The following is a 14,602-nucleotide window of genomic DNA, read 5'->3' as shown; positions in this document are numbered from 1 at the left end:
CTTATCAACCCAGGATAAACGGCTACGCCGTCCTTGTCTTACAAGAACCAGCGCGTTTACCAAGGTTGATGCGAAGCTATAAGCTACGAAAACTTATAAATTCTTATCAACACCAATAAATACGCGGCCTCGCGAACGGTCCCGACAGGGTGCCGTTCGCGAGGCCGCTTTTCCTTATATCCATTACGATTCGCCGATAACCGAGCGGACGGCGGCCCGGATCTCTTGGTAGCTGGTGCAGCGGCACAGGTTCGACTGCAGCCATTCGACAACGACCTCTTCGCTTGCCTGCGGCCGGCTTTCGCTCAAGGCATGGCACAGCATGATGAACCCAGGCGTGCAGTAGCCGCATTGGAACGCGAAGTTCTCCGCGAACGCCTTCTGAATCGGCGCATCGCGCAGCCCTTCAACGGTCCGGATACTGCAGCCGACGGCTTCGACCCCGAGCATAAGGCACGATTTGATCGGCCGGCTGTCGACCAGCACGGTGCAGGCGCCGCAGTCCCCGTTCTCGCAGCCGGCCTTGGCGCCGGTCAGCCCCAGCTGCTCCCGCAGCACGCGAAGCAGCGTATCGGCGGAACGGACGCGGACCCGCCGCCTCTTTCCATTGACAAGCAGCTCGATCTCGCCTTTGACGAATCCGTTTATAGCCATCTCTCACCCTCCTAATGCGGTCAACGTTTCCGACAAGGCATTGCGCAGAACGAACGTCCGGTATTCGGCGGAAGCCAGAATATCTCGAAGAATCGGCGCCGGCCAGAGACGGATGGCATTCTCGATCCGATGCTCCATCGATACCGACGTATCGTTAAGCGCCTCCTCCACCCGGATGGACCGAAAAGGAATCGAGCTCACCCCGCTGAACGCGGCCCGAATGCCCTCTGGTGCCCTGAGCGCGGCAACCCGAACGATTGGGTAGTCGATGACTTCCAACTTGGTCTTTCTCACCGTGAAAAAAGGCAGCCGGACTGTGCTTCTGTCCGTGAGGAGCTGTAACAGAAGCTCCCCCTTGGCCAGACGCGGCTCCCCGTTAAACACTTGCATGACAGGGATCGTCCGCCTGCCCTCCGGACCGGCCAGCACCGCCCGGCTGTCCGCCAGCAGGAAGGGCAGCAGCGCCTCGCGGTAAATGAATTTACCGCACAGGTTGCCGCCGACCGTAATTTTGTTGCGGTTCGTATAGTCTGCCACATGCCGCGCCGACTCACCGAGCAGCGGGAACATGCCCCATTCCGATATCGTCGTAAGGGGGATGGCGGCTCCGATGACCAGCTGGTCCTGCCTGGCTTCCAGGAGACGGCAATCCGCAATCCCCTTGATGTCGATCACCGCCCCGGTCCGGAGCCGGTCCAGCCTGGCCATCGAGATGAACTCAGTGCCTCCGGAATAATAAAGCGGGTTCAAGCCGCTCGAATCGGCCTGTTGAAACAGGCGGACCGCCTCTTCGGCCGAAGACGGCTTACAATATTCGAAATCGTAGGAAATCACCGCGAACCTCCTTTGTACCGCCAGATGAGCTCCGGGGTCAGCGGCAGCCGGTTCAGCTCCACGCCGGCGGCCAAGGACAAGGCGTTGGCCAAGGCCGGGGCCATGCCGATCGTGCCGTACTCCCCGATTCCGCGCGCTCCATAAGGGCCTTCCGCATAAGGCGTTTCCACGAAATCCACGAGATATTCCGGGTTCTCGCCGAACCGAATGAGCTTATAGGTGCGGAGCTGCGGGTTCAGCACGACGCCGGCTTTGTCGAACTGAAAGGTCTCCCGGCTGGCGAAGCTGAGGCCCATGCTCATTCCGCCCATGATTTGCCCTCTGGCCGTCCCTTCGTTGATCACCTTCCCCGCATCGAACACGGATGCCGCCCGAAGGATGCGATAGGTGAACTCGCGTGTATCCAGCTCAATCTCTACGGCCTGAGCCCCGACGGTCCACTGCGGCCCCGGCACCCCCCGGCCGGTCTCGGGGTCCAGCAGACTTAAATGATGAATCATGTATCGCCCGCGACCGATCACCGGCTCGCCTATCATGCTGCCGTCCGGCCGCCTGTAGCCTGCCGCAATCTCAGCGAACGGCAAGCCGATGCCCGGCTCGGCGCGGACGACGACTTTCCCCTGCATGAGCGCCAGTTCGCCCGGGGACCTCTTCAGCACCAGCGCCGCATTCGCTTTCAGCTGCTCTTCGGCGTCGGCTGCCGCATGGAGCACCGCCCGGCCGACCATCATCGTGCTGGTGCTCCCGACCGTCTTCCAATGCTCCGGGGTAACCGCCGTATCCACTTCGATTTTGACATGAACTTGTTCGACAGGAACGGTCATCCGCTCCGCCAGTATCTGCCCCATAATCGTACGGTTGCCCTGCCCGAGCTCGACAGCGCCTACGCTCAGGTTCATGGAGCCGTTATGATTGAACGTAACGATCGCGCCCGCGCCCGATTCCATAGCCGCGCTGGATGTCTTCCAGACGCCCGCCATGCCCTTGGCCCGAATTCGGTGCTCGCTCACCCGCAGCACTTGCCCCCCATCCCAGCGGATCAGCTCCTTCAAACGGGACAGACACCGGGGGAAATCTCCGATGTTGCTGCGGTTCAGCGGAGCCTGCGTCGGCGTCGTATCTCCGGGCACAATCGCATTGCGCTGCCTCAGCTCCAGCGGATTCATTCCCAGCCTCTTTGCAAGCAGATCCAAGGTACGCTCCATGCAAAAGTGCGCTTCGGGATGCCCGAAGCCCCGGAAGGACGTGGCGTAAGGATGATTCGTATAAACGCACAGCGCATCGCACCAGACGTTGTCGATACGGTACGGGCCCGTGCAGTTGACGGCTCCCGCCTTGGTAACGACCGCCCCTTGATCCGTGTAGCCGCCGGTATCGAACCAGAAGGTGAACTTCGCCGCTGTCAGCCTTCCGTCCCGGGTTGCGCCGAGCCGTACCCTGGCTTGCAAGCCGATGTGGCAAGGCGAGCTGACCATATCCGTCTCGCGCGTATTATTGATCTTAACCGGCCGGCCTCCACATGCCTTGGAGGCAAGGTATGCGATATATTCCAGCTGAATGGAGCCTTTGCCCCCGAAGCCTCCCCCTACGAACGGAACGTGAACGACCACATTCTTCTCGTCCACGTGAAAGTACCTTTCGAACAGCCGCTTGATAATATAAGGATCCTGCGTAGAAGTCTCGATATGAATCTGGCCTCCGGGCATCGCCTCGGCGATCGAGCAGCGCGGTTCCATCGCCGCATGATCCGAAGGAGCAAAAGCGAATTCCTCCTCGACGATCATCTCGCTGGCGGCCCAGCCCGCTTGCATGTCGCCCTTGCGTATTTTGACGTGATTGCCGATATTGGTGCCCGGAACGGGATACGCATCGCCGTATACGACGTAGCTGCCCAGCTTCTCATGAATCAAGGGGGCGTCCGGCAGCAGTGCGTCACGGGGCGAGTTCACCACCGGGAGCGGCTTGTACTTGACGCGAACCAGCGCCGCCGCCAGCGCCGCAGTATGCTCGTTCTCCGCTACCGCTACGGCGACGGGCTCGCCGAAATACCGCACCTTCCCGACGGCCAGCGGCGGCCGGTCGGCAAGGACGGTCCCCGTAAGGACCGGATTGTCCTTTCCCGTGACCACGGCGATCACGCCGGGAAGCTGCAGCGCCTCCGCAATGTCGACCGCTTCCAGCTCGGCATGCGCATAGGTACTTGTCACCAGAACGCCGTGGAGCAGCCGCGGGGATTCCGTATCGTTCGTGTATTTCGCGAATCCGGTGACCTTATCGTCCGATTCGATTCTTGGAATAGCCTTACCGACCGTATTCATCTCATACGCCTCCCGCTTCCGAGGAACGTTTCGTTGCTATTATCCATGCTATGACTGCGGTCCGGCGCCTAGACCACGATGAGCCTCTCCGGAGCACGCGTTTCGGCGTAAAAGCCAAAATCCCGCCGAGCGGTTTCTCGGCGGGCCGGCTATCATGATTTTATCCTTCTTACTGACCCAGCAGCTTGCTCTTCAGGGAGGCCACCTGCGCCTCGGTTACTCCGATCGACAGCAAATAACGCTCTGCGCCGCCGTAAGCCTCCTGCAGATACCCCAGCATCATCGACATGTTATCCCGGTCGCAGCCCAGGAACTTCTCGTACATCTCGGCCGGCACCATCTCCGGGCGGCCTGCGCGAAGCTCCTCCATGAGCGGAGCGATGCATTCGGACGTCATCGCGTAATCCTCGATGATGATGTCATCCGGCACGCCCGCGAGCTGGAGCAGCAAGCCGGAAATGACGCCCGTCCGGTCCTTGCCGGCCGTGCAGTGGAACAAGACCGCTCTTTGCTCTTCGCCTGCGATCAGTTCCATTACGGCGCGAATGGAAGGATGGGCCTGTTCCAGCATGCCGACATACATGTCGCCCAAGCTGCGAATGGAAGAGTTCGCCGTGGAGGTCGGGTTGATCAGACTGACATGGTGATACGCCACCCGGTCCGATCCGGCAAATACATCTTTCATTTCCTCGATCTCCCGATCGTGGCGCAGGTCCACCACTTTCGCCAATCCCCGCGCAATCAGCTCCTGCTGGTCCAGCTCGCTCAGCTTATGAAGCCCGTCCGCTCGGTACACTTGCCCCCACCGGGTCATGCGTCCGTCCGCCGCAGCATAGCCGCCGAGATCGCGCACATTGTAGGCGCCTTGAAGCTTTATCACTCGCTCTGGAGTAGGTGTGATCGAATTCATCATCGCAAACCGCCTTTAACGAAGGATTCAATAATTTGCCGCTGCAAAATCAAATAGAGAATAAGAACAGGCAGACTTGCCAGTGTTGTCGCCGCCATCAGAGGACCCCACATGTTCGCATCCGATGAAATGAACATTTGCAGACCTTTCTGAATGGTGGAATGCTCCAGCTTGGTCGTCACGAGGAGCGGCCAGAAATAATCGTTCCAGCTGCTGATGAACAGCAGGACGCCGATCGAGGCGATAGCCGCCCGCAGGTTCGGGAAGATGGTCCGCCACAGCACGCTCCAGTCCGATGCGCCGTCCAGACGGGCCGCTTCGATCAGCGCCTTCGGGAACGACTTGAACGTATTGTACAGCTGCAGCACGGCGAACGCGGAGGCAATGTTAGGAACAATGAGCCCCATCAGCGTATCGCGCCAGCCCATATTGCTGATGACCACGTAATTCGGAATCATGATGACCTGGAACGGCACGAGCCACGTCAGCGCGATCAGGGAGTAGATCAAATGACTGAAGCGGAAATCCCACCGGGTGAACGCATAGGCCGCCAGAATGCTGGAGAGCAGCTGCATGATCGTCTGGGCCACTGCTACCGCCATCGAGTTGCCCAGCATGCTCGCCATCGGAATGGCCTTCCAGGCCTGAACATAATTGCCCAGCGTCCAATGCTGAGGCAGCAGGCTGGACGAGAACACCTCGGCTTCCGGCTTGAAGGACGTGACGACCATCCAGTAGAGCGGGAAGACGGCGATGAGGCTGAGGATGATCAGGGCCGCATGCTTGCCAAGAACCGAGACTTGAAATTTGGGCGTCCGAGCCGGACTCGCCATGTCATGTACCTCCTCTAGTCATCGAAGAACGATAGCTTTTTCGTTAGTTTCATGAAGCCCCATGCAATCAATCCGAATCCCAGGAAGAGGACGACGGCGGCGGCGGAGCTCCAGCCTACCGAGAAGGTCTGGAAGCCGTACGTCCACAGCAAGTAATAAATGTTGGTCGTAGAGTTCAGTGGTCCGCCTTGCGTAAGCACATTAATATAGGAGAAGCTCCACTCCGAAGCGAACAGCGTGTTCAGCATGGCCATAAACAGAATGGTCGGGGATAGCAGCGGCAGAATGACGTGCCAAATGATCTGCAGCCGGTTCGCCCGGTCGATCTTTGCCGCTTCGATATACTCCTTGTTGATTCCCGTCAGCGCCGCCGAGAAGATCAGCGTGCTGAAGCCGATCAGCTTCCAGCCGGTAATGAAGGTGATCGCCCAGATCGCCCACCGTTCATCTGTGAAATAACGGATCGGCTCTTGCAGGTGAAAGATTCCGTCCAGCGTCTTGTTCAGAATCCCGTTGGTCGGGTGCATGATCCACCGCCATACGGAGGCGACCGCCACCGGTGCCATGATCATAGGCAGGAAGATCAGCGCCCGGTATACATTGCGGGAACGCTTGCCGATATTCTCCGTTACAATCGCAATGATCAGCGGAATGATCAGCGAGAACGGAACGACGCCGACGGTATAAATCAGGGTGTTCCACAGCGACTTGCCCATCTCCGGTAGGGTTACGAGCCGCTCGAAATTTTGCAGCCCCACATAGAGCTTCGGAGAGGTAGGCAGCAGGTTCCATTGGTAGAAGCTAAGCTGGAACGTTTGAACAAGGGGACGGTACACCCAGAAGCCGATGGACAGCAGCGCCGGCAGCAAATACAAGTACGGCTTGAACTTGTCCAATCGGGGCACGTAAGATTTTCGAGCTTTGGTCTTGGGAGCCGGCTTAGCCTTGGGCAAGGGCGTTGTGGCAATTTCGTAGCTCATGGCTTCCTCCTTACTTCCTCACTTATTAAGGCATCAAGGCTTGGGCGCGCTTCTGGGCATCCTGCATAATCGGCGTGATGTCGCCGCTGCTCAAGATTGATTTTTGCACGCTATCCAGCAGTATGGTCTCGATCTGACGCCAGTTCTGGCCCGGATAAGACAGCCAAGGCTGCAGCTTCTCGAGCTGCTTCAGATTCGGCTTCACAAGCGGATTCTTGGTTACCCAATCCTTCAAATATTGCGGATCCTCGACGAGCGCCGGACGAAGCGGCAGGTAGCCGATTTCGGACGTAATGATCGTATAGCCGCGGTTGCCCGTAACGAACTTCAGGAACTCCCAAGCCGCTTGCTGCTTTTTCTTGTCGCCGGACAGAATGAACAGAGCGCTGCCCGAGTTCACAGGCGTCGTAGGCTTGCTGCTGAAGGACGGCATCGGAGCGGCCTTCAGCTCCCAGCCTCCCGCTTGCGCCGCCTTCAAGAACGAGCTTTGCAGCGCGCTTGTAAACAGCAGCATCCCGACCTTCCCTTGACTCATCGCTTCGACCACTTCACTGTCGTTCATTTTGCTGTGAGCGCCGCTCACCACGAGGTCCTGCCACATCTTGATGGCATCCACCGCCTCCGGTTCGCCGAACTGAATCTTCTTGCGGTCGGCGGACAGCACCTTGCCTCCATTGCTTCCTATCAGCGCCTGAATGATCCAGTCGTTGCCGGTCGCTCCTGCAATATGCACGCCGGCAGCGCCGGTTTTCTTCGCAATCTGCAGCGCGTCTTCCTTCACTTCCGCCCAAGTTGCCGGCGGCTTCTCCGGATCGAGCCCCGCGTCCTTAAACAGCTTCGCGTTATAGAACAGCACCGGCGTACTGAACGTGAACGGCAGGCCGTACGTTTTGCCGTTCAGCTGTCCCAGCTTCAGACCGTTCGGAGAGAACCCCTCGAAATTCTTCTTCAGCTCGTCCGCCGGCACGATGTCCTCCAGCGGCTTCGCATTAAAGTTATTGACGGCAAAATCGAGACCGTCAAACACCAGCTGCGCTACATCCGGAGGCGAACCGGCTACGATATCCGCCTGCACCTTGGCATTGATATCTTGAGAGAGCACCGGAATGCCCTCCACGTCGATGTTCGGGTTCGCCGCCTTGAATTCGTCGATCAGCTTCTGCGTGCCTTCCTTCTGCCCGGCCGTCGCCAGGTTATAGCTGTAAAACTTGATCTTGACCTTGTCACCGCCGGCAGCGGAGGCTGCTGTGCTTGGATCGGCACCGTTTGAGCACGCCGCCGTGGCGATGAGTGAGAGCGACATGAGCGCCGGAACCCATAATCTTCTGCGTTTCATAGTTTATCCCCCTGTGTGTGTTTTTCCGTTCGGATGATCAGGCGTGAGCTTGCACTTTGTCCGTATCAATTTTCCATTCATACAGCATCCGCTAATCCCCCGGCATCGGCATCGGATGAACGATCATTTGTCCGTCCTTCACCATGACCAGATTGTAGCCGCAGTTATCGATAAACTTCATGCTGCCGCGGGATGTCGGGTCCAGACCGAAGGCGACGCCGGTGCCGGCAGCGCTCGGGATGCCATGGAACAGGCCGATGCTGTGAAAATGGATATGCCCCGACAAAAGTCCGATGACGTCGGTGCCCTCAATCGCTGCCGCCAGGTCTTCCGGATTGTCCAGCAGATGGCTGTCCATCATCTCCGAAGGTGTCTTGACGACGGGATGATGCAGCACGACAATCGTTCCCGCCGGAGCCGGCTCGGACAGCACTCCACGCAGCCAGGCAAGCTGCTCTTCATCGAGACGCCCCGCATGGGTTCCGGGTACTTGAGTGTTCAGCACGGCGAGACGAAGCCCGCCTTCCATGACGCTGTAGTAGTATGATTCCTCGGACGGCTCTTCGCCGAGGTAGCCTTCCCGGAAAAACGAGCGGAAATCGTGGTTGCCGAGCGCCACGTGGATCGGCACGCCCAGCAGGGCCGACTCCTCATCCACCAGCTGCTTGAAATAACGGTAATCCTCTACATCGCCGTCGTGAGTGAGATCGCCGCTGATTACGACGAAGGCGGGCTTTTGCCCGAGCCCGCGAACCTCCTTCAGCACGGCGCGCAGCTTATCGGCAGTGTTCAATTGGAATAACGGCGTTTTACCCGGCGCACTGATATGCGTATCGGTAAGATGAACAAAGAATATCGGTTCCATAAGAATTAGACCTCCACGGCAGGTTGGATTGGGGCAGGGTAAGCTCCGATGGACTGCACGCCGTCCAGGTGAATCACCCGGTAGGACGGAACACCGTTACGCATCGTCACCCAGAGCATCAGGTTCTGGTCGCCGGGTCCATGGCCATGGCCGTGACCGCCGGTTCTTCCGAGCTGGATAAGCTGCTGATTCCCTTCCGTGCTGTATTCCAGGGAGTGCAGATGACCGGCGAATATCGTGTGGGGACGGTTCTGCAGCATCTCTTCAAGCATTCGGTACTGCAGGTTGTCCGACTTCCAGCCCGGCTTGTGCATGCTCACGAACGTCCATTTCACATCCTGGTTTTGCTCCAGTATTCGCCGGATGAATGCCAGCTGCCGCTCTCCGATCGCCAGATCGATGCGGCTGAGCGATTTCAGCTGCTCGGGGGACAAGCCGCTCATGATCTCCTCGAAGAAAGCTTTCATATGTTCGTCCGCATGCTCCGGATCGTTCTTCACGTTATTTGTCGCTCTTTTGATGATGTCGATCATCTCGTCGCTGAATTCCATCGGAGGATCTTCCGTATTTACGGTAACAAAGAGTGCATCGCCGAGCCGGAAAGCGTAATACTCGAAGCCTTTGCGTTCCCTCCATACTTCCAGCATAAGCTGATTGCCGACATCATGATTGCCGACCACATGGAAGAACGGAAGCCCGGCCGCCTGAATTTTGGCGTCGATATCATCCCACTCCTCGTGGGCCTGGGCTGCTTGCTTCCAATAGCCTTCGATTAAATCGCCGACCGACAGGACGAAATCCGGCCGCAGCTCCTTCAGCACCTCGAGCGCCTTCTCGAATACGCCTTCCGTCGCCATGCCGCAGCGGTCGCCCACAACGGCGAAGGTGAAATCGCCGGTCGGAACGTCCGGCAGTTCACCGAACCATGGACGCTTGTCCGTGGCAAATACGGGATCATCGAACCAAATGGCGTTCGTTTTTGAGGCGGCATCGTTTGTTTTCATCGCTTAAGCTCCTTTATAAGAGGATTGGTTTTGATCTTGTATACAAGAATCTTAATTCTTGTATGTAAGAGGAGTGTTAACTCGGTTTATCTATTTTGTAAATCTCGATTCCTGACCTATGCAAAAAAGCCCCCCACCGCAGTGAGAGGCTATCGCTTTCCGTATGAACTTACAAAATTCCGCTTCGGACCAGCTCTTCTCTGGACTTAGTCTTCGATTCATGAATGGCCTTCTTCGCTTGCTCGAAGTTGCGGGCCACTAAAGCTTCATAAATTTCGGTGTATAGTTTCTTGCCGGTGTACGGCTGGTTCTGACGCCTTGTCGATCGGGTCGCCACGACATAGAATAAAATTTTGTCCTTGTACATATCGAACGTATCCAAGAAGCATCGATTGTGAATCGTAGCGAGCAGGGACCGCATCAGCAGCAGGCCGTTCTCGTAATAGTCGCGGTACCGCTTCTCCTCGCTGGCCAGGACCAAGGCGTCCAGGCAGCGTTTCATCTCCTCCAGGTCCATTTCGTACTGTTCTTGCTCAATTATTTGAAGCACGTACATGTGCATCGCATTCATCAAGTCGAATATATCGAACAGTTCATTGAAGTTGAGTTCTTTCACCAGAACTCCGCGTTTCTTCAAGGTTTCGAGAAACCCTTCTTTCTCCAGGCGGTCAATTGCCGTCCGGATCGGGGTGCGGCTCATCTTCAGCGCCCCGGCCAGCTCGCTCTCCGACAGCAGGTCGCCGGGCACATATTCCGCGTTCAGCAATTTTTGGCGGATCGCTTGGTAAGCAATATCCCCAAGTGGAGTGTCGGACATGAACGTATAGCTCCTTATATTTAGAAATAAATGCAAACAGGATCAACCTATTCTAACAATTCCGTATACAAGTATGCAAGATCTTGTATGTAAGGAATTTGTTAAGATCGGTTGATCCGTCCCTACTCGCAGCAATACTATCCTTACGGCCGAACCTGATTAAGGTGGGATGATCCAATTAAATGTCGCAAACGGCGTTTTATTCACCGTTTGAATGTAACGCTTTCAATTGAATATTTTGCTTCACCTGTCCCAAATGATATAGAAGCGCTTCTTTGGCCTTCAACGGATCATGCTCCTTAATCGCTTGGAGAATGTTGAAGTGCTCCTTATAAACCTCGCTCTTGCGGCCGGGAATTTCCACCGTCTTGATCATCGTCTTCTGCAGCAGATCCATATGCAGATCAATCAAGTTGACAAGGACCACGTTGTGCGTCGACTTGGCGATCGAGAGATGGAACGCCTGGTCCGGGTTGCCCGGGTCATCCGACTCGCTGTCGATCTTGCCCCACTTCTCCAGCGCGCTTTCGATCTCGGAGATATCCTGCTCCGTCGCCCGCTTCGCCGCCAGCTCGACAATCCCCGTCTCGAATATTTCCCTGGCCTCCAGCAGCTCGATGATGGTCGCACGCTCAATATTCTCAAGGATTCGCTTCTGGTCCTCCGCTTGATTCAGATTCTTGCTGAGGAAGCGGCCGCCGCCCGGCCGGGTTTCGATCAATCCCTCGCGCTCCAGAATGCGGAAGGCCTCTCTAAGCGTCCCCCGGCTGATGCCGAACGCTTGAGCCAGCTCTCTTTCGGTAGGCAGCACGTCGCCCGGAGCGAGGTTGCCGTCGAGAATCAAGCTTTCAATCTGCTCGATCACGTCTTCATATACACGATGGTACTTGATTTTTTTTATGGTCATAGTCGCTACCTTCCAACGGAGTGATACTTTCGGACAATTGGATCACCCAATTATCCGCTTCTTTATCTTAATCCCGGGTTGCACTAGAAGTCAAGGGAAATTATGCAAGAACCGAGTGGGGTAATGCCGGTCTTCCGAACACTGAATCGATGACTTGCCAGCTTCTTACAAGCTAACTGGTTTACCGCCAAACTGCTTGACCCTCAAGTTACCGGGGCATTCAAAAACGAAAAACGGTTGGACAGGAACGATCCTTTGCTCAACCGTTTTTTCTATATGCTTCTTTATTTAGACAAAGCAGCTTCTTCAACCTCTTACACCATCTTTTGGATTAATTGAAGGTATTGATTTTTGCCGGTTTTTACCCATAGCAGGAAATGGAGACGATTGAATAAAATTGCGCTTTTATTTTTTATAGGTTTGGTTTGCATGTTTATGATCCTCCTTCCAGGGAGATATTTACGATGTCATAAAAGAATTAATCCAGATGATCCTCAGGTTCAAAGTTAACCAGAATACGTTTAATGGCTCTGGTCTCTTGAATTACACCCAGCATGATGGCATCTACCATGGTTTCGCCGCTGGCCATTTGTGCAAGATCGTAGCGATGATCCAGGATACCAAAACAAAAACGGTAGCCCTCGGGAAGTTTTATTAGCGTATATTGACCGTCGTACTTATTCCTGGCTATGCTTTCGGCTGTCTCGAGCCAGAATAGCGTGTTTTTGTCCGACATCAAAGAACCTCTCCCTTCATCATTTTCAATTCTTAACTTCAGTTCTAGCACTTAGTATGGACAAAACTATTAAATTTATACACAAATCTATCAACGATTTAAAAGAATAAAGGCTCGTAATGTGCGTTTATTTACAAATAATAAGTAAGGTACATACATTATGTTAGTAATGGATCAAGCCTATTTTACATCCAATTACGAACGAATGATGATAAAAACCATAGTATACATAGTCAAATGACTATATTATGAACGGAGGAGAATATATGGATAATCAACACGTTAGAAGCTTTGGAGGCGGGATGCCTTTTGCAGGGATACCTTTTGGCGGCATGCCTTCTGCTGGAATGCCTTTTGGCGGCATGCCCTTTGGTGGGATGCCTTCTGGTGGGATGCCTTTTGGCGGCATGCCTTTTGGCGGCATGCCCTTTGGCGGCATGCCTTCTGGTGGGATGCCTTTTGGCGGGATGCCTTTTGGCGGGATGCCTTTTGGCGGGATGCCTTTTGGCGGGATGCCTTCTGGCGGGATGCCTTTTGGCGGGATGCCTTTTGGCGGGATGCCTTCTGGTGGCATGCCCTTTGGCGGCATGCCTTTTGGCGGGATGCCTTCCGGCGGGATGCCTTCTGGCGGGATGCCTTTTGGCGGGATGCCTTCCGGCGGGATGCCTTCCGGCGGGATGCCTTCCGGCGGGATGCCTTCCGGTGGGATGCCTTTTGGTGGGATGCCTTCCGGCGGGATGCCTTCCGGTGGGATGCCTTTTGGTAGACAAGAATACTTTACTACAGATATCTCCTAGAACTAATGATGGCTTAACCGGCACATCAGGTTACGAATTTAATACCAAACCAAAAGCCAGGGCGCAAATTCCCTGGCCTTTTGCATGGAGTCACTGGAACCCGGGGTCGGGATGCCGTAGCTTACGATTTCGCCGCTGACCGCGATTCGCCCGATGCGATTCGCTTTTTGCTCCGCAAACCACAAGTCAAGATCTATTCCCTTCGCGATCCCGTAGGGCCCAGTATCCCCGCTTGCTGCGTATTCTTTCAAAATTCATATCCATGTTCCACTGCCTCCCTCATTCATTAAGTTATTTCCCCGGTAATAAGGCAGCCTACGCCAGGATAAACGGCTGCGCCGTCCTTGTCTTACAAGGGACCAGCGCGTTTATAAATCTTATCAACCAAAAAAGCCCCCTATCGCCGTTCAGCGGATAGGAGGCAGGCACAGCGATGCATGGAGAGACTGCTTCAACGAAGTAAATCTTACCTCCCCATGTTCATATTGAAAAAAGCCCGAACTAACCCTATCCAGATCAACTCGTTCGATCACGATTTGCTTCTGAGAGCAGGATTAGTAGATCAATGGCTTAAAGTCACCCTTTCAACAGCATATTACACTGCCGAATTCAATCCTGCAGCAGCCGTATATACGATATGCAGATTCTGCTCATCTGCCGTCACAGGTATGAAACAAGGCAGCCGCGCCCACCAGGCCGGCATCGTCCTTTAGACCTGCAGGCACGATTTCGAAGGTGCGGCGGTAAGGCTCCATGACAAGCCGCTGCGTCTCGGCCCGAAGCGCCGGGAAGAGCAGATCTCCCGCTTTGCTGACGCCGCCGCCGACCACGATCCGGTCGGGGTTGAACGAATGAATGACATTCACCAAGCCCAATGCCATGAAGTAGATTGCCTGATCGAGCACTTGGATCGCTACAGGATCGCTACGCTTCCGCGCTTCAAAGATGTGCTTGGCCGAAACCGCCTCCCCGGCGGCCGCCGCAATGTCCGCGATAGCCGATGGCGTATGCTCCAACAGCCTTAACGCCGAATCCCGGATCGCCGTCCCCGACGATACCGTCTCCCAGCAGCCGCGGTTCCCGCAGCGGCACAGCGGCCCATCCGGGTCTAAGATGGTATGGCCGAGCTCGCCGGCAAACGAGTGGCTGCCTAGCAGAAGCTTGCCGTCCAAGACGATGCCCGCTCCGATACCGGTACTCAGAGTGACATAAACCATATTCTCCGAGCCTTTGCCCGCCCCTCTCACATACTCTCCCCAGGCTGCGGCGTTGGCGTCGTTAACGACTTGGACTTCGGTACCGAGCGACTCCTCCATCCACTTCTTCAGGGGGACATTCTCCCACTCCGGAAGGTTGGTCCCGTGGAGCACGATTCCTTCCCGGCTGTTGACCGCTCCGGCGGAGGCGAGGCCGATTCCGGATAACGGCCGCCCCTGCGCTACCTGGTTGATCATCTGCACCAAGTGCTGCGTGAGCTCTGCGGCGGTTTTCACCCCGGCCGTTTCCATGCGGTCGCGGTTCACCAGAGCGCCCTGCCCATCGAATAGAGCAACCGCCATCTTGGTGCCTCCCAAATCCACTCCCACGACGTACTTCTCTTTATTTTGCAAT

Annotated in this window: 15 protein-coding genes; all 15 read right to left on the bottom strand. The window is 55.8% G+C overall.

What is annotated here, in order from left to right; translation table 11 throughout:
* Positions 1–183: 183 nt before the first annotated feature.
* Entirely contained in the window at positions 184–648 is a 465-nt protein-coding gene (locus O9H85_RS15260; RefSeq protein WP_409348150.1) for a (2Fe-2S)-binding protein, read from the bottom strand.
* A gap of 9 nt (positions 649–657) precedes the next feature.
* Positions 658–1,488 (bottom strand): FAD binding domain-containing protein, encoded by an 831-nt coding sequence (locus O9H85_RS15255; protein ID WP_269882288.1) that lies wholly within the window; start codon positions 1,486–1,488, stop codon positions 658–660.
* Complete coding sequence (locus tag O9H85_RS15250; protein WP_269882287.1) at positions 1,485–3,806, bottom strand: xanthine dehydrogenase family protein molybdopterin-binding subunit; 2,322 nt, start codon at positions 3,804–3,806, stop codon at positions 1,485–1,487. The genes O9H85_RS15255 and O9H85_RS15250 overlap by 4 nt, the downstream gene beginning before the upstream one ends.
* Positions 3,807–3,975: 169 nt before the next feature.
* The gene (locus O9H85_RS15245; protein ID WP_269882286.1) at positions 3,976–4,719 is read right to left on the bottom strand and encodes a tyrosine-protein phosphatase; all 744 of its coding nucleotides are present in this window, start codon (positions 4,717–4,719) and stop codon (positions 3,976–3,978) included.
* Complete coding sequence (locus tag O9H85_RS15240; protein ID WP_269882285.1) at positions 4,716–5,549, bottom strand: carbohydrate ABC transporter permease; 834 nt, start codon at positions 5,547–5,549, stop codon at positions 4,716–4,718. Before O9H85_RS15240 ends, O9H85_RS15245 begins: the two co-directional genes overlap by 4 nt.
* 14 nt (positions 5,550–5,563) lie before the next feature.
* Positions 5,564–6,529: a carbohydrate ABC transporter permease gene (locus O9H85_RS15235; RefSeq protein WP_269882284.1), complete on the bottom strand. Its 966-nt coding sequence runs from the start codon at positions 6,527–6,529 to the stop codon at positions 5,564–5,566.
* 25 nt (positions 6,530–6,554) lie between these two features.
* Positions 6,555–7,865, bottom strand: coding sequence for an ABC transporter substrate-binding protein (locus O9H85_RS15230; RefSeq protein WP_269882283.1), 1,311 nt, complete (start codon positions 7,863–7,865; stop codon positions 6,555–6,557).
* A gap of 91 nt (positions 7,866–7,956) precedes the next feature.
* Positions 7,957–8,730: a metallophosphoesterase family protein gene (locus O9H85_RS15225; protein ID WP_269882282.1), complete on the bottom strand. Its 774-nt coding sequence runs from the start codon at positions 8,728–8,730 to the stop codon at positions 7,957–7,959.
* A 5-nt stretch (positions 8,731–8,735) separates the two neighbouring features.
* Positions 8,736–9,734: a metallophosphoesterase family protein gene (locus tag O9H85_RS15220; RefSeq protein WP_269882281.1), complete on the bottom strand. Its 999-nt coding sequence runs from the start codon at positions 9,732–9,734 to the stop codon at positions 8,736–8,738.
* 169 nt (positions 9,735–9,903) lie between these two features.
* The gene (locus tag O9H85_RS15215; protein ID WP_269882280.1) at positions 9,904–10,551 is read right to left on the bottom strand and encodes a GntR family transcriptional regulator; all 648 of its coding nucleotides are present in this window, start codon (positions 10,549–10,551) and stop codon (positions 9,904–9,906) included.
* Between the two features lie 199 nt (positions 10,552–10,750).
* Positions 10,751–11,458, bottom strand: coding sequence for a FadR/GntR family transcriptional regulator (locus O9H85_RS15210; RefSeq protein ID WP_269882279.1), 708 nt, complete (start codon positions 11,456–11,458; stop codon positions 10,751–10,753).
* 478 nt (positions 11,459–11,936) lie between these two features.
* Positions 11,937–12,194: a hypothetical protein gene (locus O9H85_RS15205; RefSeq protein ID WP_269882278.1), complete on the bottom strand. Its 258-nt coding sequence runs from the start codon at positions 12,192–12,194 to the stop codon at positions 11,937–11,939.
* A gap of 233 nt (positions 12,195–12,427) precedes the next feature.
* A complete protein-coding gene (locus O9H85_RS37765) occupies positions 12,428–13,015 on the bottom strand; it encodes a histone H1-like repetitive region-containing protein (protein WP_409348146.1) in 588 nt (195 codons plus the stop codon).
* A 14-nt stretch (positions 13,016–13,029) separates the two neighbouring features.
* Complete coding sequence (locus O9H85_RS15195; RefSeq protein ID WP_269882276.1) at positions 13,030–13,242, bottom strand: virginiamycin B lyase family protein; 213 nt, start codon at positions 13,240–13,242, stop codon at positions 13,030–13,032.
* A gap of 399 nt (positions 13,243–13,641) precedes the next feature.
* Positions 13,642–14,601, bottom strand: coding sequence for an ROK family protein (locus O9H85_RS15190; protein WP_409348145.1), 960 nt, complete (start codon positions 14,599–14,601; stop codon positions 13,642–13,644).
* Between the last annotated feature and the right edge of the window lies 1 nt (position 14,602).

The sequence above is a fragment of the Paenibacillus gyeongsangnamensis genome, assembly GCF_027533625.1.
In the GTDB taxonomy this organism is placed as follows: Bacteria; Bacillota; Bacilli; order Paenibacillales; family NBRC-103111; genus Paenibacillus_G; species Paenibacillus_G gyeongsangnamensis.
Note: the sequence above shows the minus strand (reverse complement) of the source record. Positions and strands in the feature narration are given on the sequence as shown.

Bases quoted from the DNA above. Each gene is read 5' to 3' on its own strand.
- O9H85_RS15225 (WP_269882282.1), bottom strand. From the start codon at position 8,730: ATGGAACCGATATTCTTTGTTCATCTTACCGATACGCATATCAGTGCG.
- O9H85_RS15220 (WP_269882281.1), bottom strand. From the start codon at position 9,734: ATGAAAACAAACGATGCCGCCTCAAAAACGAACGCCATTTGGTTCGAT.
- O9H85_RS15215 (WP_269882280.1), bottom strand. From the start codon at position 10,551: ATGTCCGACACTCCACTTGGGGATATTGCTTACCAAGCGATCCGCCAA.
- O9H85_RS15250 (WP_269882287.1), bottom strand. From the start codon at position 3,806: ATGAATACGGTCGGTAAGGCTATTCCAAGAATCGAATCGGACGATAAG.
- O9H85_RS15210 (WP_269882279.1), bottom strand. From the start codon at position 11,458: ATGACCATAAAAAAAATCAAGTACCATCGTGTATATGAAGACGTGATC.
- O9H85_RS15245 (WP_269882286.1), bottom strand. From the start codon at position 4,719: ATGATGAATTCGATCACACCTACTCCAGAGCGAGTGATAAAGCTTCAA.
- O9H85_RS15205 (WP_269882278.1), bottom strand. From the start codon at position 12,194: ATGTCGGACAAAAACACGCTATTCTGGCTCGAGACAGCCGAAAGCATA.
- O9H85_RS15240 (WP_269882285.1), bottom strand. From the start codon at position 5,549: ATGGCGAGTCCGGCTCGGACGCCCAAATTTCAAGTCTCGGTTCTTGGC.
- O9H85_RS15230 (WP_269882283.1), bottom strand. From the start codon at position 7,865: ATGAAACGCAGAAGATTATGGGTTCCGGCGCTCATGTCGCTCTCACTC.
- O9H85_RS15235 (WP_269882284.1), bottom strand. From the start codon at position 6,529: ATGAGCTACGAAATTGCCACAACGCCCTTGCCCAAGGCTAAGCCGGCT.